The organism is Enterococcus sp. XAF26B05_ASV22 (assembly GCF_056727285.1).
The window spans coordinates 2220378-2242179 of sequence record NZ_CM161538.1 but is presented as its reverse complement, the minus strand read 5'-3'; the positions used below and the strand labels follow the sequence as shown (position 1 = coordinate 2242179).

General features: G+C 36.6%; 22 protein-coding genes. 18 read left to right on the top strand and 4 right to left on the bottom strand.

Annotated elements, in window-relative coordinates:
* The first annotated feature begins 222 nt into the window (after positions 1–222).
* Positions 223–930: a GntR family transcriptional regulator gene (locus AC1PU0_RS11080; RefSeq protein WP_069655575.1), complete on the top strand. Its 708-nt coding sequence runs from the start codon at positions 223–225 to the stop codon at positions 928–930.
* A 68-nt stretch (positions 931–998) separates the two neighbouring features.
* Here the strand turns inward: AC1PU0_RS11080 and AC1PU0_RS11075 are convergent, their stop codons facing one another.
* The 4 genes from AC1PU0_RS11075 to AC1PU0_RS11060 all read right to left on the bottom strand — a co-directional run bounded on the left by AC1PU0_RS11075 (position 999) and on the right by AC1PU0_RS11060 (position 3555).
* Positions 999–1505 (bottom strand): QueT transporter family protein, encoded by a 507-nt coding sequence (locus AC1PU0_RS11075; protein ID WP_069655576.1) that lies wholly within the window; start codon positions 1503–1505, stop codon positions 999–1001.
* A 193-nt stretch (positions 1506–1698) separates the two neighbouring features.
* Entirely contained in the window at positions 1699–2463 is a 765-nt protein-coding gene (locus AC1PU0_RS11070; protein WP_206848154.1) for a 3-oxoacyl-ACP reductase, read from the bottom strand.
* 206 nt (positions 2464–2669) lie between these two features.
* Positions 2670–2906 carry a DUF2829 domain-containing protein gene (locus tag AC1PU0_RS11065; protein ID WP_069655578.1) on the bottom strand — a complete coding sequence of 79 codons (237 nt, stop codon included), beginning with the start codon at positions 2904–2906 and terminating at the stop codon, positions 2670–2672.
* Positions 2896–3555, bottom strand: coding sequence for a YigZ family protein (locus AC1PU0_RS11060; protein ID WP_111247347.1), 660 nt, complete (start codon positions 3553–3555; stop codon positions 2896–2898). Before AC1PU0_RS11060 ends, AC1PU0_RS11065 begins: the two co-directional genes overlap by 11 nt.
* Positions 3556–3751: 196 nt before the next feature.
* Between AC1PU0_RS11060 and AC1PU0_RS11055 the strand changes: the two genes are divergently transcribed.
* The 17 genes from AC1PU0_RS11055 (at position 3752) to uhpT (ending at position 21790) form a co-directional block, all read left to right on the top strand.
* The gene (locus tag AC1PU0_RS11055; protein WP_206848155.1) at positions 3752–4057 is read left to right on the top strand and encodes a DUF7662 domain-containing protein; all 306 of its coding nucleotides are present in this window, start codon (positions 3752–3754) and stop codon (positions 4055–4057) included.
* Between the two features lie 103 nt (positions 4058–4160).
* Positions 4161–4484: a PTS sugar transporter subunit IIB gene (locus tag AC1PU0_RS11050; RefSeq protein ID WP_069655581.1), complete on the top strand. Its 324-nt coding sequence runs from the start codon at positions 4161–4163 to the stop codon at positions 4482–4484.
* Between the two features lie 243 nt (positions 4485–4727).
* Entirely contained in the window at positions 4728–6056 is a 1329-nt protein-coding gene (locus AC1PU0_RS11045) for an ATP-dependent helicase ComFA (RefSeq protein WP_111247348.1), read from the top strand.
* A 358-nt stretch (positions 6057–6414) separates the two neighbouring features.
* Positions 6415–6732: a ComF family protein gene (locus AC1PU0_RS11040; protein ID WP_479998325.1), complete on the top strand. Its 318-nt coding sequence runs from the start codon at positions 6415–6417 to the stop codon at positions 6730–6732.
* Between the two features lie 137 nt (positions 6733–6869).
* Complete coding sequence (hpf, locus tag AC1PU0_RS11035; RefSeq protein WP_010760772.1) at positions 6870–7421, top strand: ribosome hibernation-promoting factor, HPF/YfiA family; 552 nt, start codon at positions 6870–6872, stop codon at positions 7419–7421.
* Between the two features lie 262 nt (positions 7422–7683).
* Positions 7684–10215: a preprotein translocase subunit SecA gene (gene secA / locus AC1PU0_RS11030; RefSeq protein WP_206848160.1), complete on the top strand. Its 2532-nt coding sequence runs from the start codon at positions 7684–7686 to the stop codon at positions 10213–10215.
* 80 nt (positions 10216–10295) lie between these two features.
* Positions 10296–11397, top strand: a protein-coding gene (gene prfB, locus AC1PU0_RS11025) for a peptide chain release factor 2 (RefSeq protein ID WP_111247351.1) whose coding sequence is annotated in 2 segments (ribosomal slippage) — positions 10296–10367 and positions 10369–11397 — 1101 coding nt in all. Because the reading frame shifts where the segments join, the coding sequence is not laid out codon by codon here.
* Between the two features lie 107 nt (positions 11398–11504).
* Complete coding sequence (ftsE, locus tag AC1PU0_RS11020) at positions 11505–12191, top strand: cell division ATP-binding protein FtsE (RefSeq protein ID WP_069655586.1); 687 nt, start codon at positions 11505–11507, stop codon at positions 12189–12191.
* On the top strand, positions 12184–13068 hold the full coding sequence (gene ftsX, locus AC1PU0_RS11015) for a permease-like cell division protein FtsX (RefSeq protein WP_277989329.1): 885 nt from the start codon (positions 12184–12186) through the stop codon (positions 13066–13068). The genes ftsE and ftsX overlap by 8 nt, the downstream gene beginning before the upstream one ends.
* Before the next feature lie 204 nt (positions 13069–13272).
* Entirely contained in the window at positions 13273–14721 is a 1449-nt protein-coding gene (gene cls / locus AC1PU0_RS11010; protein WP_069655588.1) for a cardiolipin synthase, read from the top strand.
* A 181-nt stretch (positions 14722–14902) separates the two neighbouring features.
* Positions 14903–15757 carry a phosphate ABC transporter substrate-binding protein PstS gene (locus tag AC1PU0_RS11005; protein ID WP_069655589.1) on the top strand — a complete coding sequence of 285 codons (855 nt, stop codon included), beginning with the start codon at positions 14903–14905 and terminating at the stop codon, positions 15755–15757.
* A gap of 372 nt (positions 15758–16129) precedes the next feature.
* Positions 16130–17050: a phosphate ABC transporter permease subunit PstC gene (gene pstC / locus AC1PU0_RS11000; RefSeq protein WP_069655590.1), complete on the top strand. Its 921-nt coding sequence runs from the start codon at positions 16130–16132 to the stop codon at positions 17048–17050.
* Positions 17050–17934, top strand: coding sequence for a phosphate ABC transporter permease PstA (gene pstA / locus AC1PU0_RS10995; RefSeq protein WP_069655591.1), 885 nt, complete (start codon positions 17050–17052; stop codon positions 17932–17934). The genes pstC and pstA overlap by 1 nt, the downstream gene beginning before the upstream one ends.
* A gap of 16 nt (positions 17935–17950) precedes the next feature.
* The gene (pstB, locus tag AC1PU0_RS10990) at positions 17951–18751 is read left to right on the top strand and encodes a phosphate ABC transporter ATP-binding protein PstB (RefSeq protein ID WP_069655592.1); all 801 of its coding nucleotides are present in this window, start codon (positions 17951–17953) and stop codon (positions 18749–18751) included.
* Between the two features lie 10 nt (positions 18752–18761).
* Entirely contained in the window at positions 18762–19520 is a 759-nt protein-coding gene (gene pstB, locus AC1PU0_RS10985) for a phosphate ABC transporter ATP-binding protein PstB (RefSeq protein ID WP_069655593.1), read from the top strand.
* A gap of 18 nt (positions 19521–19538) precedes the next feature.
* Positions 19539–20210, top strand: a complete 672-nt coding sequence (gene phoU / locus AC1PU0_RS10980; protein WP_069655594.1) for a phosphate signaling complex protein PhoU — start codon at positions 19539–19541, stop codon at positions 20208–20210.
* A gap of 200 nt (positions 20211–20410) precedes the next feature.
* Positions 20411–21790, top strand: a complete 1380-nt coding sequence (uhpT, locus tag AC1PU0_RS10975; protein WP_069655595.1) for a hexose-6-phosphate:phosphate antiporter — start codon at positions 20411–20413, stop codon at positions 21788–21790.
* The last annotated feature ends 12 nt before the right edge of the window (positions 21791–21802 follow it).

Sequence of the window (21802 nt, the reverse complement as noted above, 5' to 3'; positions counted from 1 at the left end):
ATGGAAGTTTCTACTAGTATTCAATTTTGTTTCTTTTTGTTCATACTTCGGCATACAATAAAGAGGAGCCTAAAATCGTTCTTTATTGGAAAGAACATTTTTTTCCGACTGGAGCATACCAAATTGTATCTTTGACTCTTTCATTTGCTATAGTTGGAACTTTTGGTTGTATATGAGGTATATACCAGTTATAATGAAAGGGAATAAAAAGGAGGAAGTAAGATGGTGTCAAGTTTACCGGTTTATATTCAAATCCACGATAAAATTAAAGAGGACATTGAACATGGTGTTTGGAAGATTGGAGACAGGCTTCCATCAGAACGAGAGCTGGCGATCCATTTCAACGTCAGTCGAATGACGTTGAGGCAAGCGATTCAAACACTTGCAGATGAGGGGATTTTGGAACGTAAAATCGGTTCAGGAACCTATGTTGCCCGCAAAAAAGTACAAGAAAAAATGACGGGAACAACCAGTTTTACAGATATCATGCTTTCGCAAAATCGGGTCCCTTCCAGCCGGACTGTTTCCTATTATGTAGCTAAACCAAGTTCTAGCGAGATGGAAAAATTAAATCTGAAAGAAAATGAACAAATCGTACGCATGGAGCGGATTCGGTTTGCGGATGATTTGCCGATTTGTTTTGAGGTTGCGAGTGTGCCATACTCGTTAGTAGATCAATATAGCAAAGCGGAAATCACAAATTCTTTTTATAAAACGCTAGAAGAAAAAGGCAACAATAAAATTGGTCATGCGAATCAGACCATTTCGGCGATGTTAGCTTCAGAACAAATTGCAGATTATTTAAAAATAAAACGTGGTGATGCAATTCTTCGTTTACGTCAAATCTCTTATTTTGACAACGGTACACCGTTTGAATATGTACGAACACAATATGTAGGGAACCGTTTTGAATTTTATTTAGAAAAATAAACAAAAAAGGAAATGAATCATGTCGTCTCATCTTTAGTGAAGAGTCGTCAACAGTCATTTCCCTTTTTTTATTGTGTTAAATCAATATTTTTACTGATCCAATAAATCAAAATGCCACCAACCGTCATAGACAGCAATTCACCGATTGCAACTGTTAGCCATGTGTAGAAAAACGGAAGATGATAAAAATAGGTCAATTGTCCAGCGACCGTAAACATCGAAAGTGAACAAATAATTGCTGTTAAAACCATTTTCTTGATAGGGCTTTTTAACTGTTTTGTTACATAGTAAGATAAAAGCAATACAAAAAATGTTGATACACTGCCGATGATGACATCAACTAAACCCAAAGGTGAAGCAATGTTTGAGATGGCTACCCCTAATGTTACGGCTGGAATGTACCGTTTGTTGAACAGTGGCAAAAAGTTAAATAGTTCTGAGAATCTGAGTTGAATAGCACCAAAACTAAAAGGCGCTAAAAAAATTGTGACAACGACATAGAGTGCCGTGATTAAAGCCATTTTTGTCAAAGAAATGACAGACCAGGCGTTAGTCTGGGTGTTTGGATTATTCATTTGTGTTCTCCTTTGTAAAACAGATGCTCTGTTTTAGTAATAACTATGACCAAAGGAAGTGACAAGAGAATACTGCCAACTGAAGTGTCATAGTGCTGAAACTGGTGAAGCTAGCTTGTAAAAACTGCTTGACTGCTTTTTATGGTATCGAAAATCAGAGCATTTGTAAAGCAGTTATGATCATTTCAGTAGATTATTTTTCCAACCAACCACCATCGATTGTCATGACGGTTCCATGAATATAATCTGCTTGCTCGCTTGCCAGAAAAAGGGATAACGAAGCAACTTCCTCCGGTTTAGCCCAACGTCCAGCTGGCGTTTCGTTCGCAACCCAAGCCGCCATTTTTCCATCACCAGCAAAATCAGCGGCATTCATGGGGGTTTGAATTGCACCAGGAGCAATCGCATTTGCGCGAATACCTTGTTTCACGTAGTCATGATCCAATTGTTTAGTATAGCCGATAATAGCGTGTTTTGAGGCAGTATAGGCTGCTCCGCCACCACCTGCAACCATACCAGCAATCGAAGCCATATTGATGATTACGCCGTGTTTTTCTGCTAACATTTGCGGTAAAATTTGGTTGGTCACTAAAAAAGTTCCTTTTAAGTTGATCGATAATACGCGATCCCACATAGCTTCTGTTGTTTCCAAAGTCGGTGTATAGTCATCCAAAATACCAGCAGTATTCAGTAAGATATGGATAGGACCAAATAAGCTGTTTGCTTGTTTAACTGCAGCCGCGATATCCCTTTTTACGGAAACATCGCCAATGTAAGCAGAAAATTGTCCAGTAACATCATTTGTTTTTTCTATTGTTGCAGCTAAGCCAATCTCATCAAGATCGAAGCCTAATACATTGGCTCCTTGATTTGCAAAAGCAACGGCTTGTGCTTGCCCTATACCAGAAGCTGCGCCAGTTATAAAAATCGTTTTTTTTCTATATTCATCGAAATGCATCCATGGCCCTCTTTTCTTGATGCTATAAGAAAGGGTGTGGGACAAAAGTAAAATCACTTTTATTTCACACCCCAGATGCGAATAAACGGTGGGAGCAGAAGCAATCACTACGCTTCGCTTCGATCACATCAAATTCTAAGTGCTAAAGCACTAAGATTTGAAGGCTTCGAAAATAAGCTTTTGTCCCAGACTTTTTTATAGAATCTTTAATCAACGCTGACGATTTTCCAGTCTTCTGCCAAAACGTCACATGGCGTTGGTGAAAACATACTATATCCCTCGTCGGATGTTTTGATCAAAAAATAGGGAGTCACTTGAAGAAATGTACCATCCGATGTGCCAATCTCATCCCTGATCTCAATGTACAATTCAAATCCGCCCCAACCTTCTCTTACCGCTTTTGCCCCGTTTTTTATATGAGGTAATACTTCTTCAAATGTCATCTGTTTGCTCCTTTTTTATAATTGGTAATTCATGATAAGAACATTCGCCTTCTTCAAAAGTGACTTGTCCGTTTAATAGCTCCACGATTTCTGACAAAAATTGCTCGGATCTTGCCTCATCTACCAAGCAAATCGCCTCAACATGTTCTCCGTAAATCGTGTCTTTTAGAGTATATGGATTGTGCTCCATAAAGTTTTGAACGCTACCTAGGTTAGGATAACTGATTGTTAAACGAATTTCTAGCTGTAATTTTCCTTCAACCAATCCAATAGCATTCAAGGCATGAGAAACTGCATGACTATATGCCCGAATTAACCCGCCAGCGCCAAGTTTAGTACCACCGAAATAACGAGTGACAACAGCGACGACATTGATCAATTCCTGTTTTTTTAAAACTTCTAGCATAGGGGTTCCGGCTGTTCCACTAGGTTCACCATCATCATTACTACGCTGAATCTCGCTTTTTTCACCGATCACAAACGCGCTGCAATTATGAGTGGCTTTCCAATGCTCTTTTTTCTTTTGAGCAATAAATTCTTTGGCTTCCGCTTCTGAATAGACTCGTTTAAGAGAGCAGATAAAACGAGATTTTTTTATCTCGATTTCACTTTCCCCGTCAGAGCGAATGGTAAAATAACGATCAAGCATCTGCTCAGTCCTTTACTACATAATACTTCAAGTATAAAAAAAATAAAGCTGAGAAGCAACTATTCTCTACAAAATGGAGAAGAGACCATCATTTGCTTCTTTAGACTTTTATGAGATAATCATTAAAAAGAGAGGGAATATAGTAAAGCTAGTTCCTGGTAAATAAAGCTATAAAAAGAAAGAAGGAGTGACTGATTTGGCAAAAGAGCGTCAAAAGAAATATGATAGCGTTACCCATTATTTAACAACCAATGGCGGGTCACAAGTAACTTTAACGTTTACTCAGTTTGACGAGTTACTTTTCTCACATTCAGGACTTCCTAAAACGGCACGAACAGATGTCGATTGGTGGGCAAACGATCACAAACATCCTGAAAAAGGTGCATATGGTTGGCTCAATGCTAGTTATCAAGTTGTACAAGTCAATATTGGAAAAGAATACGTAGTTTTTAATAAATTACTGAAATCTAAGTGGCTTTTTTTAATTGCAAAATCAGAATAACTCATAAGCGGGAAGCGTTGACAAAATTCAGTTTTTTACTATACTATGGGTAAAGAGAATATAAACAGTGTTATATTATCATTAGAATAAGGAGATGGCTAACATGGCTAAAAAAACAATTATGCTTGTATGTTCAGCTGGTATGAGTACAAGCTTACTCGTAACAAAGATGCAAAAAGCAGCAGATGCACAAGGTTTGGATGCAGATATATTTGCAGTTTCTGCTTCTGATGCAGATAACAACCTAGAAAGTAAGCCCGTGGATGTGTTATTATTAGGCCCACAAGTTCGCTTTATGAAAAATGATTTTGAGAAACGTTTGGAACCAAAAGGCATTCCTTTAGAAGTAATCAATATGGCAGATTATGGCATGATGAACGGGGAAAAAGTTTTACAACAAGCATTGAATCTAATTGAAAATAACTAGTACAATAAGTGAGCCAAGACTTGTTTTAAGTTTTGACTCACTTGTTTTGTTTTTTACTCGAATTGAATGTCAATTTCATTTTCTTCATCTGACTAAGCAACTCATTTAACTAAATAAAAAGCGACTTATTTTTGGAAAAAGAATGAGTCGCTTTTTTCATGATGTCCTAGATAACGACTTAAAAAGTTGAAACAAGAAAAAATAGTCCGTTAAAATTGCGTAAGTTAACAATGGAGGGGATAAATGAAAGAGTTATGGGGGAGAAAAGTTTTAAAAAAAGAAATTGAACATATCGAACAAGCTGAACGACAGAGCCAAAAGCTGGTGACAATGCAAGATGTGAATGAAAAAACGATTCAATGTTTACGCTGTGGTCAGATTCACAATAAGAACACAGTCCAACTGGCGAATCGTCATTATTTTTGCCCAGCGTGCATTCAATTAGGCAGAGTAGATACTAGTCATGAGTTTTATCATTTACCTGAACCAAACCCAGTTAAGAGAACGGTCAATTTTGCTTGGGAAGGGCAACTCACTGAAGGACAACAAGCAGTATCCAATGATCTTTTAGAATCGGTGAAGAAAGGTGAATCTAGAATGATCTGGGCGGTTACCGGTGCTGGAAAGACCGAGATGTTGTTTGAAACAATCCACTATTCTTTAGAACGCGGCTTTCGCGTTGGGATTGCCTCGCCTAGAGTAGATGTTTGTCTGGAACTTTTCCCTAGAATACAGGCTGTTTTTCCAGAAGAGCCAACGATTCTTCTTCACGGAAAGATGGAAGAACAGTATCGCTATAATAAGCTTGTAGTATGCACAACCCACCAACTATTACGTTTTTTTCAAGCATTTGATGTATTGATCATCGATGAAGTAGATGCTTTTCCATTTGTCGATAACGAACTTCTACAATACGGTGTCGGTCAAGCAATCAAGCAAACTAGTTCACTTGTTTATCTCACTGCAACGCCAACCAAAGAATTAACAAAAAAAACAGCTCAAAATAAATTAAAAACGAGCATTTTACCAGCGCGCTATCATCGAAGAGTCTTGCCGGTCCCAAAATTGAAATGGTGTTCTAAGTGGCATGAGAAAATAAAGAAAGGGAACAGTCCTAGAACCCTTGTAACGAAAATTCGCACATTAGTGACAAAAAATGATGTCCTGATTTTTTGTCCAAGTATTTCTTTAATGGAAAAGTTGAAGGAAGCTGTTGAAAAGCATTTTCCAGAAGTACCATTAGCATGTGTTCATTCACAGGACCCAGAGCGATTAGAAAAAGTTCTAAAGATGAGAAACAAGGAATATCGAATTCTATTGACGTCCACTATATTAGAAAGAGGCGTGACGTTTGATGGTGTTTCGGTGATTGTTTTAGGAGCAAATCATGATGTTTTTGCAACATCAGCTCTTGTTCAAATTGCTGGTAGAGTCGACCGAAGAAAAGAATACACTGCTGGGGAAGTCTGGTTCTTGCATGACGGCTGTACGAAGGCAATGAAAGAAGCGATAAAGCAGATCAAAAAAATGAATACATTAGGTATCGAGAGGGGCTTGATTGATGAGATGTAATTATTGTAGTCAAAGGATCACCAGAAATTTAACAATCAAGGAAATTTTTTTGCCACAAAAAATAGTGTCAGAACAACTGTGTTCCCAGTGTGTCAAAGAATTCATATTATTGGAAAGAAAAGGAAGCTGTTATGGATGTCAACGTCGGTCTAACAATACATACTGCAATGATTGCATAAGATGGCAACAGCTTTATCCGAAGTATGATTTTCATCATGAAGCCCTTTTTTCATACAATCCAGCGATGCAAGAATGGTTTGAAGAATACAAATTTAAAGGGAATTATGGACTTAGATATAGTTTTAGGGAATTTTTGCAGACATACTTCAAGCAAAAAAAGAACTTTTTGGTGATCCCGATGCCGATTTCAACTGAACGAATGAAGAGTAGGGGCTTCAATCAAGTTGAAGGCTTATTGGATGCAGCGAATATCTGTTATCAGCCCTATCTTGTTCGTTTTGCAGATAGCTTATCACAAGTGCAAAAAACAAGGAAAGAACGAATGGCGTTAAAACAACCTTTCAAACTGACGCTAGAAGGGCAAAAAGCTGTCCTAAATAAAGACATCCTTTTAGTGGATGATATTTATACAACAGGTCGGACGATTTTTCATGCTGCACAGGTTATTTTGGAAAATGATCCTTCAAAACTGTATACGTTTTCTATCGCGAGATAGCAGAACAATTAAAATAAAAAATCGACCGCAATTTGGTTGGCAAAAGGAATATAATTCGTTATAATAGAATTAAGAAGAAGGATAACAGAGTGGTCCTTTTATTCCTTCTTTAGTGGCAGATGAAAGGGGTAATCGTTATGTTTAGATACAATGTGCGTGGAGAAAACATCGAAGTTACTGAAGCAATCCGAGACTATGTAGAGAAAAAAGTTGGTAAACTAGAACGTTATTTCAGTGATTCACCTGAAGCGACTGTTCATGTTAACTTAAAAGTCTATACTGAAAAGACAGCAAAAGTCGAGGTTACTATTCCTTTACCTTATTTAGTTTTACGTGCTGAAGAAACATCACCTGATTTATATGCAAGTGTTGATTTAGTTGTAGATAAATTAGAACGACAAATTCGTAAATTTAAAACAAAAATTAACCGTAAATCTCGTGAAACTGGGATGAATACTGCTAAAGCAGCTATTTTCTTAAATGGTGAAGAAACACCAGACGAAACGCCAGAATTAGACATCGTTCGTACAAAACGTCTTTCATTAAAACCAATGGATAGTGAAGAAGCTGTTTTACAAATGAATATGTTAGGACACAACTTCTTTATCTTTGAAGATTCAGAAACAAATGGAACCAGTATTGTTTACCGTCGTAAAGATGGCAAATATGGTTTAATTGAAACAGATTAAGTCCCTTTGATTTAACAAGGTTATCAAAGGTCGATTATTTTAAACTATTCGATTTGGAAGAGACTGAAGCAAGACGGCATACGTTTTGCCGAAGTCTCTTTTTTCCTTATTTTTAGAATAAGTACATAAAAAGTGATATAATATATTATTAATATTAAGAGAAGTTATTTCCTTTCTTAGCAAGTAGTGATAAAATAGAAAGGATGATTGTGCATTTAGTGCAAAAAATAAATAGAGCTTATTGAAAGGAACACTTAAAAACATGGCTAATTTTTTAAAAAAGATGATTGAAAATGATAAAAAAGAACTAAAACGCTTGGACGGAATTGCTGGTCAAGTGGAATCTCATGCTTCAGCTATTGCAGCATTGAGCGATGAAGAATTAAAGGCAAAGACAGATGAGTTCAAATCTCGTTACCAAAAAGGTGAAACACTAGATCAATTATTACCAGAAGCTTTTGCGGTAGTTCGTGAAGCAGCAAAACGCGTCTTAGGATTATATCCGTACCGCGTTCAATTAATGGGTGGTATTGTCTTACATGATGGGAACATCCCAGAAATGAGAACGGGTGAAGGGAAGACGTTGACTGCTACAATGCCAGTTTACTTAAATGCATTGACTGGCGAAGGGGTTCATGTAGTAACAGTCAATGAATATTTAGCAACCCGTGACTCTGACGAGATGGGCGAATTGTATAATTTCTTAGGCTTAACAGTTGGACTGAATATCAACTCAAAAACATCAGAAGAAAAACGTGATGCTTACAACTGCGACATTACCTACAGTACTAATAATGAATTAGGGTTTGATTACTTACGTGATAACATGGTTGTTTATCGTAATCAAATGGTACAACGTCCATTGAATTATGCAATCGTAGATGAGGTCGATTCAATCTTGATTGATGAAGCTCGTACGCCGCTGATTATTTCTGGACAAGCAGAAAAATCAACAGCACTTTATACACGTACGGATAATTTTGTTAAACGTCTAAAAGAAGACGAAGACTACAAAATCGATGTTCAATCTAAAACAATTAGTTTAACCGAAGCAGGTATTGAAAAAGCAGAAGAAAACTTTGGTTTAGAAAATCTTTATGATATTGAAAATACAGCCTTGACACATCATATGGATCAAGCCCTACGTGCGAACTTTATCATGTTACGTGATATCGATTATGTGGTTCAAGAAGGGAAAGTCTTGATTGTTGACCAATTTACTGGTCGTATCATGGATGGTCGTCGTTATTCAGATGGTTTACACCAAGCGATTGAAGCTAAAGAAGGCGTAGAAATCGAAGATGAAACAAAAACAATGGCAACAATTACATTCCAAAACTATTTCCGTATGTACAAAAAATTAGCTGGGATGACGGGGACTGCTAAAACAGAAGAAGAAGAATTCCGTGAAATTTATAACATTCAGGTTTTCCAAATTCCAACAAACCGTCCAATCGTTCGTGATGACCGTGCGGATTTATTATACCCAACACTACAAAGTAAATTTAAAGCAGTAGTTCAAGACATCAAAGAACGTTACCATAATGGTCAACCCGTTTTAGTTGGTACTGTAGCTGTTGAAACGTCTGAATTATTATCAGAGTTATTAAATCAAGAAAAAGTGCCGCATGAAGTGTTAAATGCGAAAAATCACTTTAAAGAAGCTGAAATCATCATGAATGCTGGTCAAAAAGGAGCGGTAACGATTGCGACCAACATGGCTGGTCGTGGTACTGATATCAAGCTTGGTCTAGGCGTTATTGAACTCGGCGGTTTAGCTGTGATTGGTACAGAACGTCATGAATCACGCCGTATCGATAATCAATTGCGTGGGCGTGCAGGTCGTCAAGGGGATCCGGGGGTTTCTCAATTCTATCTATCACTTGAAGATGATTTGATGAAACGTTTTGGTTCAGAAAGAATCAAAGCATTCTTGGATCGTATGAATATTGAAGAATCAGATGCAGTGATCCAAAGTAGAATGTTAAGTAAACAAGTAGAGTCAGCCCAAAAACGTGTTGAAGGGAATAACTATGATACACGTAAGAATGTCTTGCAATATGATGATGTAATGCGTGAGCAACGTGAAGTGATTTATGCACAACGCCAAGAAGTTATCATGGAAGATAAAGAATTGACTGATACATTACTAAATATGGTGAAACGTACGATCACACGTGTGGTAGACAGCCATACACAATTAGAAAAAGAAAATTGGAATCTTGATGGAATTGTTGATTTTGCTTCTTCTACATTGGTTCATGAAGATTCTATTTCTAAAGCAGATTTAGAAGGGAAGTCACCAAAAGATATCAAAGATTACTTAGTGAAACGTGCTCAAGAAGTCTATGATGTCAAAGTAGAACAATTAAATGGGCCAGAACAAATTCTAGAATTCCAAAAAGTTGTCATATTACGTGTTGTAGATACAAAATGGACAGATCACATCGATGCGATGGATCAATTACGTCAGTCTGTGGGCTTACGTGCGTATGGACAAAATAATCCATTAGTTGAATATCAAACAGAAGGCTACAATATGTTTGAAGAAATGATTGGAGCCATTGAATACGAAGTAACGCGTCTATTTATGAAATCTGAAATCCGTCAAAATGTGCAACGTGAACAAGTTGCACAAGGTGAAGCTGTTCATCCAACAGAAGAAGATGAGCCTCAAAGTAACACAAGTGCTAAGAAGCAACCTATTCATGTTGACGAAAAAATAGGCCGTAACGATCCTTGCCCATGTGGGAGTGGCAAGAAATACAAAAATTGCCACGGCAAAGATCAATAACAAGCGATGAAGGTGAGGCGTTCGCCTCGCCTTCATTTATTTGTAAACTAGCGTATTGAAAGTGAAAGGAAGAAAATATCATGGAAAATGCTGAAATCCGAACTATTTTAGATGAAATGAATCAATCAATTACTAGCTTCAGGGGGTCTCTTTGACTTAGATCAGTTAGAAGAAGATATCGCAGAAGCCGAAAACAGAATGGCAGAACCTGGATTTTGGGACAATTCAGAAACCGCGCAACAGTTGATTAATGAAACCAATTCTTACAAAGAAAAATATCAACAATTTCATCAATTTGCAGATGAGCTGGAAGAATTAGAAATCATGAGTGAGATGCAGCAAGAAGAGTATGATGCTGATACGCAGGTGGAACTGGAAGAACGTTTATTGACACTAAAGGAAAAATTAAGCATTTATGAACTTTCTTTATTGTTAAACGAGCCATATGATAAAAATAATGTTATCATGGAACTTCACCCAGGAGCTGGAGGAACTGAATCACAAGATTGGGGTAGCATGTTACTTCGGATGTATACTCGTTGGGCTGAAAGCCATGGGTTTCAAGTTGAAACATTGGATTACCAATCTGGAGATGAAGCAGGTATTAAAAGTGTGACTCTTCTTATTAAAGGATATAATGCATATGGTTATCTGAAATCCGAAAAAGGTGTGCATCGTTTAGTCCGTATTTCTCCATTTGATTCGGCAAAACGTCGTCATACGTCTTTTTGTTCGGTAGACATTATGCCTGAATTGGATGAAAATGTTGAGATTGACATCAATACCGATGATTTAAAAGTCGATACGTATCGTGCGAGTGGAGCTGGTGGGCAGCATATCAATAAGACCGAATCAGCGGTACGAATTACGCATATTCCGACTGGAACCGTTGTTGCAAGCCAAGCTCAACGTTCTCAACTTAAAAACCGTGAGCAAGCAATGGGGATGCTTAAAGCAAAACTTTATCAACTAGAAATGGATAAAAAAGCCCAAGAAGCAGCATCATTACGCGGTGAACAATTGGAGATTGGATGGGGCTCGCAAATTCGTTCCTATGTTTTTCATCCTTATTCAATGGTCAAAGATCATCGTACCAATTATGAAACAGGAAATGTACAGGCAGTAATGGATGGAGACTTAGATGGATTCATTGATGCTTACTTGAAACAAAAATTAAATTGATCAATTTACAGAAATGAAATAAAATTGTAAACTGTTGAAAGAGCCTTGAAACAAAGTCATGTTATAATGGTTGATAGTCTAGAAAACAGAGATGGAGAGAATACGCCATGATTGAAATGAAAGATGTAATGAAGAAATACTCGAATGGTACAACTGCTATTCGAAATATTTCAGTAGAAATAAAACAAGGTGAATTCGTTTATGTTGTTGGCCCTTCTGGAGCCGGAAAATCAACGTTCATCAAATTAATGTACCGTGAAGAAAAAGCAACAAAAGGACGTTTGAAAGTTGCCAGTCATGATTTAATGAAAATAAAAAATTCAGAAGTTCCTTACCTTAGAAGAGAAATCGGGATTGTCTTTCAGGATTACAAATTATTGACAAAAAAAACAGTATATGAAAATGTTGCCTATGCAATGCAAGTTGTTGGGCGTAAACCAAGAGATATCAAGAAAAGAGTAATGGAAGTTCTTGATTTAGTTGGTTTAAAACATAAAGTTAGAGTATTCCCAAGTGAACTATCTGGTGGGGAACAACAACGTGTTTCTATTGCTCGAGCAATTGTAAATACACCAAAAGTGTTGATTGCCGATGAACCAACAGGAAACCTTGACCCGGAAAACTCATGGGAAATCATGAAATTGTTGGACCGGATCAATGCTCAAGGAACAACGGTTGTAATGGCAACACACAACAGCACGATTGTAAACACGATCCGTCATCGCGTAATCGCCATCGAAAATGGCCGAATTATTCGAGACCAAGCGGAAGGAGAATATGGCTACGATGATTAGAACGTTCTTTTCTCATGTCCTAGAAAGTATCAAAAGTTTAAAACGTAATGGGTGGATGACAATTGCTTCAGCCAGCGCCGTTACAATTACTTTAGTTCTTGTTGGGATTTTTATGGCAGTAATTTTTAATGCAACAAAATTAGCAAAAGACATTGAAGAAAACGTAACAGTTTCTGTTTTCGTTGACATCGGTACAACACCGGATGAAATGCAAAAACTAGAAAAAGATTTAAATAAAATCGACAATGTAGAAACAATCTCCTATTCAAATAAAGACAAACAATTAAAGAAAATCCAAAAACAAATGGGTGAAGCGTGGAACTTGTTTGAAGGTGACAGCAATCCATTGTACGATGTGTATTACGTAAGTGCGAAAGAACCATCAGATACGAAAGAAATCTCAGCAAAAGCAGCAAAACTACCGAATGTATTTAAAGCGGATTATGGTGGCGTTTCTTCCGATAAGATTTTTAGTATCGCAGGAAAAGTTAGAACATGGGGACTAGGTGCCGCAATATTACTATTGTTTGTTGCAGTATTCTTAATTTCTAATACGATTCGAATTACGATTATTTCGCGCCAAAGAGAAATCCAAATCATGCGTTTGGTTGGAGCAAAAAATGGTTATATTCGTTGGCCTTTCTTTATAGAAGGAGCTTGGATCGGTTTGATTGGTGCGATCATTCCAATTTTGGTACTAACGTTTGGCTATCAAAAATTTTATACATTGTTCAATCCACAATTGCTAAGTTCAAATTATTCATTATTAAAACCTGAATCATTTGTTTGGCAGATTGATGTATTGATGATCGTCATTGGTATGTCGATAGGATCACTTGGATCTATTATCTCAATGCGTCGCTTCTTAAAAATTTAGGGAACTTAAAGAAGTTGGGATAGAATATGATGTAATCGAAGAAAAGCATAATAGTTGCTTATGCTTCAACCGTTTATCCGGATTCCTTAGGGGGTGGGGTGTGACTCGTAGAGTCATGTCCCACCTCCTTTTTTTCTTTACTTATTTTCATAATTTCGTTATGCTTTATTGGGGATGTATGAGTGAAGTGATTGGGGTGCGTAGATGAAATTTTTATATGATAATTTATTTGTTATTATTTTTATTGCTAATATGCTTTTATCATTAATTATCGTTTTTCGAGAACGGAAACAAACAGCTCAGACATGGTCGTGGCTGTTGGTCTTGATGTTTATTCCCGTTTTAGGGTTCATTCTTTATATTTTCTTAGGTCGAGGTATTTCAAAAGATAAAATCTTTGATATGAAAATGCAGGCAAAAATCGGGATGAATGCCGAAATAGAAGCAGAGAAACAATCATTATTAAGAGGGTTATTTCCTCATCCTCCAACTGGGGAAGTAGATTCAAAGCAATTGATTTATATGTTGACTATTTTCGAAAGCTCTTTGTATACAACAAAAAATGAGGTTCTTTTATATACAGATGGTCGAGAGAAATTTGATAGCTTGATTGAAGATATCAGACAAGCTAGAGATCATGTTCATATGGAATACTACATTTATCGCGGTGATACTTTAGGAAAAGAAATTCGACAAGAACTCATCAATGCTGTGAAAAGAGGCGTAAAAGTTCGTTTGCTTTTAGATGCTTGGGGTTCGACACAAGTAAATATGAAATTTTTTGAAGAACTAAGAAAAATTGGTGGAGAAGTGGCTTTTTTCTTTCCGTTGTTTGTTCCCTATCTAAATCCAAGAATCAATTATCGCAATCATCGGAAAATTGTAGTGATCGATGGAAAAATTGGTTATACTGGTGGATTTAATGTTGGAAATGAGTACCTTGGTAAGGTTAAAAAATTTGGTTATTGGCGAGACAATCATCTTCGAATTTATGGTGAAGCTGTTTATAGTTTGCAAAATCGTTTTTTAATGGATTGGAATTCACAACATCGAAAAGAACTCAGCTATGATGCAGCATATTTTCCAACAATTCATTCTGATGGTAAAAAAGCTGTTCAAGTTGTTACTAGCGGTCCTGATTCAGAACTTGAGCAAATAAAAATGACGTATTTAAAAATGATTTCAATAGCAAAGAAAGAAATTTTGATCCAAACGCCATATTATATACCAGATGCCTCGATTCACGAAGCGCTAAAGTTAGCTTTGTTATCAGGTGTAAAAGTGCGTATGCAAATACCAAATAAGCCAGACCATATGCTAGTTTACTGGGCGACATACTCATTTTCAGCTGAACTGCTAGAATATGGTGCTATTATTGAAACCTATGAACAAGGATTTATTCATGCTAAAACGATGATTATTGATGGTGGAATCGTATCTGTAGGATCTGCAAATATTGATGTCCGTTCATTTCGACTTGATTTTGAAGTAAATACAGTTATTTATGATCAAACATTTTCTGAAAAAGTACGAAATGCATTCTATGAAGATTCTAAAGTATCAGAATTGTTAACAGAAGAAAAATACTGCAATCGCGGTGTACTCATCAAATTAAAAGAAGGTTTAGCTCGGCTAATTTCACCTTTATTATAAACTAGTGCAAAAAGTGCAATCTGGTAGTTCAGTTGTACTTTTTAATTTATTCTGTTTCTTAAACGCTATGTTTGTTATTTAATTCAAAAAAATGATGAACTGGAGCAACTTATAATTTTCAATGGAAAGAGTTAATGTTAAAATGAATTGATTGAATTGAGTTTGGAGGATTATCAGATAAATGAAAAAGAAAATGCTATTATTTTTTAGTTTAATTGGAGTACTAACTTTATCAGGTTGCGCTAAGTGGATTGATCGTGGTGAATCGATCACTGCCGTCGGATCTTCAGCATTACAGCCTTTGGTTGAAACTGCAGCGGAAGAATTTCAAAATCAACATCCAGGTCGCTTTGTTAATGTTCAAGGTGGCGGAAGTGGTACAGGATTAAGCCAAGTTCAGTCAGGTGCAGTGGATATTGGAAATTCAGATTTGTTTGCGGAAGAAAAAAAAGGAATTGACGCGTCTAAATTGACAGATCATAAAGTTGCCGTAGTAGGAATTACGCCAATCGTTAATAAAAAGGTTGGCGTATCAGATATTTCTTTAGAAAACCTAAGAAAAATTTTTTTAGGAGAGATAACTAATTGGAAAGAAATCGGTGGGAAAGATATTCCTATTGTTATGCTGAATCGTGCTGCAGGAAGTGGTACACGAGTGACGTTTGAACGTTGGGTATTAGATGGCAAAACAGCGATTCAAGCTCAAGAACAAGATTCAAGTGGAATGGTACGCTCTATTGTTGCTGATACACCAGGAGCAATTAGTTATACTGCTTTTTCTTACGTTAATGACGAAGTCAATACACTAAGTATTGATGGTGTAAAACCAACAGACGACAATGTTGTCACAAACAAATGGACTATTTGGTCTTATGAACATATGTATACATTAGGAAAGCCAAAACAATTGACAGACGAATTCTTGGACTTCATGTTGTCAGACGATGTACAGGAAAAAATCATTGCGCAATTAGGCTATATTCCTGTGTCTAAAATGGAAGTAGAACGTGATTGGCAAGGAAATCTTATTAAATAATCAACCTTTACACAAAATTTACAAACTTAACATAAGATTTACATGTTATTAAACGTAAATTTATGTTCAAAAGTTAGACTGTTTTTATCATGGAACGTGTTGAGCATATGGGGAATTGTTGGAAAAAATAAATTCCGATCGAGCTCGTTACGTTTTTACTTTGACACACAGTGAATGAAATGAACTGATGTTGGAAAGTGCAAGGTGAAGCAAAGCGGAACGTTGTTACCATATGATATCTAGCTTCACGAGCTAACTCTTCGGGAAAAAGATAAAAATAGAGTGTGGCAAAAAACGCCACATTCGATTTTTCCTATTTTCCAGTCAGAGTCAAACAAGCTCGTTACGCTTTTAATTTAAGGAGGAATTTTCTTGGAAGATGTGCAGAAGAAATTGTTAACAAAATCAAAGCGCGCCAGAATGGAACAACGAGGGAAATTTATTAGTTTTCTTTGTATCGCTTTGATTGTTTTGGTTGTTTTATCGATCTTTTATTTTGTGGCAAGTAAAGGTTTGGCGACTTTTTTTACAAATAAAATTAAAGTATCCGACTTTTTATTCGGTACAAACTGGAATCCAAGTGAAACGGGAACGGATGGCCAACCAATGGTAGGGGCTTTACCGATGATTGCGGGTTCTTTTATTGTAACATTTATGTCAGCAATTATTGCAACACCATTTGCGATTGGAGCAGCTGTATTTATGACAGAAATTTCACCAAAAAAAGGATCGAAAATTTTACAACCAGTTATTGAACTATTAGTTGGAATTCCTTCTGTGGTATATGGTTTTATCGGTTTATCTGTGATCGTCCCTTTTATTCGTTCAATTTTCGGTGGTACGGGTTTTGGGATCTTAGCGGGTACATTTGTACTATTCATTATGATTTTGCCAACAGTTACAACTATGACAGTTGATGCGTTAAAATCAGTTCCTCGTCACTATCGTGAAGCATCGCTAGCCTTGGGAGCGACCCGCTGGCAAACGATTTACAAAGTGGTTTTACGCGCTGCTGTGCCTGGCATTCTAACTGCTGTAGTTTTTGGGATGGCACGTGCCTTCGGTGAAGCATTGGCAATTCAAATGGTTATCGGAAATGCGGCTATCATGCCATCAAGTTTGACAACGCCTGCGTCTACTTTAACAAGTATTTTGACGATGGGGATTGGAAATACAATTATGGGAACTGTAGAAAACAATGTGCTTTGGTCACTTGCGCTGATCCTATTATTGATGTCATTATTCTTTAATATTATTATTCGGATCATTGGTAGGAAAGGGGCCTTGAAATAATGAATGCAAAAAAAGCAGATAAATTTGCAACAGGCGTCTTATATGCTATTTCAGGTGTGATTGTTTTGATTTTGGCAGCATTGCTGCTTTATATTTTAATTCGTGGGATCCCCCATATATCTTGGAACTTTTTGACAAAACCTTCTAAAGCGTATCAAGCTGGCGGCGGTATTGGGATTCAATTATTTAACTCGTTGTACTTATTATTGATTACGATGCTCATCAGTTTTCCTATCTCATTAGGTGCGGGTATTTATCTATCAGAGTATGCGAAGAAAAATTGGGTTACAGATGTGATTCGCACATCAATCGAAATTTTAAGCTCACTTCCTTCAGTTGTTGTTGGTTTGTTTGGTTTCTTGATTTTTGTGGTGCAACTTGGGTATGGTTTCTCAATTATTTCAGGAGCATTGGCCTTAACATTTTTCAACTTACCTTTATTGACAAGAAATGTGGAAGAATCATTAAAAGCAGTTCATTATACACAGCGAGAAGCTGGACTCTCTCTGGGATTATCCCGTTGGGAAACCGTGATGAAAGTAGTCGTTCCAGAAGCGTTACCAGGTATTTTAACTGGTGTAATTTTGAGTTCTGGAAGAATTTTTGGTGAGGCAGCAGCATTGATTTATACTGCAGGACAAAGTGCACCAGCATTAGATTTCAGCAATTGGAATCCGTTAAGTGTCTCAAGCCCAATCAGTATTTTCCGTCAGGCTGAAACGTTAGCAGTCCATATTTGGAAAATCAATACAGAAGGTACAATGCCAGATGGCGCAGCTGTTTCTGCTGGAGCCTCTGCTGTTCTGATTTTAGTCGTGTTACTCTTTAATTTCGGCGCACGTTTTATCGGAAACAGATTATATAAAAGAATGACATCAGCCTAATGTTAGGGGAATCAGAATGAAAGAATATAATTTAAATGACACCAATATTATTAAATTACCAGAACCAATCGCTTTACATACCGATGATCTACACGTTTGGTATGGTGAAAATGAAGCCATCAAAGGCGTTGACTTAGAGTTTGAAAAAAATAAAATCACTGCTTTGATTGGTCCTTCTGGTTGTGGTAAATCGACTTATTTACGCTCGTTGAATCGGATGAATGATGGTATCGCTAATACCAAGGTAACGGGAGATATCATGTATAAAGGGGTAAACGTCAATACCAAAGAAGTCGATGTCTATGAAATGCGTAAACGAATCGGCATGGTATTTCAACGTCCTAACCCATTTAGTAAATCTATTTATGAAAACATAACCTTTGCTTTAAAGCAACATGGTGAAAAAGATAAGAAAAAACTAGATGAAATTGTTGAAACTAGTTTAAAACAAGCTGCACTTTGGGAACAAGTCAAAGATAATCTAGATAAAAGTGCACTTGCTTTGTCTGGTGGGCAACAGCAACGTTTATGCATTGCTAGAGCCATTGCCATGAAACCGGATATTTTACTTTTAGATGAACCTGCCAGTGCACTAGATCCAATTTCAACCGGAAAAGTCGAAGAAACATTAGTCAATTTAAAAGATGATTATACGATTATTATCGTAACGCATAATATGCAACAAGCTGCTCGTATCAGTGATTACACGGCCTTTTTCTATCTAGGTAAAGTGATTGAATACGATGAAACAAGAAAAATCTTTACACGACCAAAAATTCAAGCGACAGAAGATTACGTTTCTGGACATTTTGGTTAGGAGGAGCAAGATGACAAAAGAGATTATTTCATCAAAAGATTTGCACTTATATTACGGTAAAAAGGAAGCTTTAAAAGGCATTGATTTGAGCATTAATCAAGGAGAAATCACTGCGATGATTGGTCCTTCTGGTTGCGGTAAATCGACCTACCTACGCTCGTTGAATCGGATGAACGATTTGATTCCAGGCGTAACGATTACTGGTAGTGTAGTGTATAAAGGCAAAGATATCTACGGTCCAAAAACAGATATTGTAGATTTACGCAAAGAAATCGGTATGGTCTTTCAACAACCTAATCCGTTTCCCTTTTCTATCTACGAAAATGTGATTTATGGTTTACGCTTAAAAGGTGAAAAGGATAAACAAGTTTTAGATGAAGCTGTTGAAAATAGCTTAAAAGCAGCCTCTGTGTGGGATGATGTAAAGGATAAACTACACAAAAGCGCCTTGTCTTTATCTGGTGGACAGCAACAACGTGTATGTATCGCTCGTGTTTTAGCGGTCGATCCTGAAATTATCTTATTAGATGAACCAACAAGTGCACTAGATCCTGTTTCCAGTGGTAAAATCGAAAATATGCTTTTAACGCTAAAAGAAAAATATACGATGATCATGGTAACACACAATATGTCTCAAGCATCTAGAATCTCCGATAAAACGGCTTTCTTTTTACAAGGAGAATTGATAGAATTCAACGATACAAAGAAAATATTCTTAAACCCTAAAGAAAAACAAACAGAAGATTATATTTCTGGAAAATTTGGTTAAAAAAAAGGAGGATAATACATGTTGCGTAGCCAATTTGAAGAAGAGTTATTAAATCTGCATAATCAATTTTATGAAATGGGCATGATGGTAAGTAATGTCGTACATAAATCTGTACGTGCTTATATTAATCATGATAAAAAGATTGCCAATGAAGTGATCGAATACGATGTACAAATCAATGATATGGAAGTAAAATTAGAAAAGAAAAGCTTTGAAATGATTGCTTTACAACAGCCAGTTACTACTGATTTAAGAATGATTATCACTGTGATGAAAGCCAGCTCTGACTTAGAAAGGATGGCAGATCATGCTGTATCGATCGCAAAATCTACGATTCGTTTAAAAGGCGAAACAAGAATTCCGGAAATCGAAAAAGAAATTTCAGATATGTCTGATTATGTGAAGAAGATGGTTGATAATGTCTTGATCGCTTATGTAAAAACAGATCAAAAAGATGCGCGTATGATTGCTAAGATGGATACTCGTGTGAATGAGTATTTTGATAGTATCTATAGTCATTCGATCAAAGCCATGCAAGCAAATCCAGAAACGGTTGTTAGTGGAACCGATTATCTGCATGTTGCGACATATTTAGAACGTATTGGAGACTATGTAACGAATATCTGTGAGTGGATTGTTTATCTAGCAACAGGAAAAATCACAGAATTGAATAGCAATCACGACGAATAAAAAGATAATTAAAAGACAAGAGGATGACTCAAAGAGTTGTACTCTTGTCTTTTTAGTTAATACAGTTTAGCAGTTAAAATGTAAAAAATAAATTTGAACATAATTTCAATATCGTGTTTACATTTGTTCTTACCTCGTGTATTATACAATTATATTGGAAAGCGCTAACCATTATAATTAAAATTTTGGGGTGAGTTAATTTGGAAGAAACGAATGCAGTTGTTGGTACAATCAGTCGACCAACGTTGGCTGAACAAAGAAAACAATGGTTCAAAGAATTTATGAAACCGTTTTTGGTCGTTGTGGTAATCTACATCACAATGTACATGATTCGTAATAACTTTAAAGCAGCACAACCATTACTGAAAAGCCAACTAGGCCTTACAACGACAGATCTTGGTTACATTGGTTTTGTCTTTTCGATTGTTTATGGATTCGGTAAATTTATTGTGGGTTATATTGTTGATGGGAAAAATACAAAGAAAATCCTATCTATCTTGTTATTATTATCTTCAATCACCGTTTTATGTATGGGAATACTGTTCACAATGAATAATGTCCCTATGGGCTGGATTGTTGTTTTATGGTCATTAAACGGCTTATTCCAATGTGTTGGAGGACCAAGTTGCGCTTCTGTCATCACGCAATGGACAACAAGAAGCAATCGTGGTAGATACATTGGATTATGGAATGCTTCTCACAATATTGGGGGCGGTTTCGCCGGGATTTTTGCGGTCTGGTGTGCTACTACTTTCTTTAAAGGTCAAGTTGCAGGAATGTTTATTATTCCAGCAATCGTAGCTGCTGTCGTTGCGATAGGAACTTTTTTTATTGGCAAAAATAGACCGGAAGATTTAGGGTGGAATTCTAGTGAAGAAATCTTTGGTGAGCCAGTTGAAGAGGCCAACGTCGATGCTGAAAACTTAACGAAATGGGAAATTTTTAAAAAATATCTATTAACCAATCCTTATATTTGGGTGTTGTGTGTTGCGAATGTTTTCGTTTATATTGTACGAATTGGGATCGATAACTGGGCACCACTATATGTTACTGAACATTTGAATTTTTCACAGGAAGCCGCCGCTCAAACCATTTTTTATTTTGAAATGGGTGCTTTAGTTGGGTGTTTAGCTTGGGGATATATTTCAGATTTACTAAAAGGGCGTCCAGCACTGGTTGCTACTGTAAGTACGATTTTACTCCCGATTGGTATTATCGGATATCAGCTTGGTACAACTGAATTTGTGATCAATGCTTCATTATTTATGTTAGGTATGATGGTTTTTGGACCACAATTATTGATCAATCTATCAATGCTGGGATTTGTTCCTAAAAAAGCAACAGTTGTTTCAGGTGGATTATTAGGAGCTTTTGCCTATCTGTTTGGAGATTCAATGGCAAAGATTCTCTTAGCTAAAATTTCCGATCCAGCAAAAGACGGAGTGAATTTTTTTGGTCATGTTTTGCATGGTTGGAATGATACATTTATTATCTTTTACATTTCAATCGTAATCATTGCTGTTCTTTTAGGAATCGTGGCATTTGCAGAAGAAAAAAGAAGAAAACAATTAAGTGCATAAAGGTGGAATAAA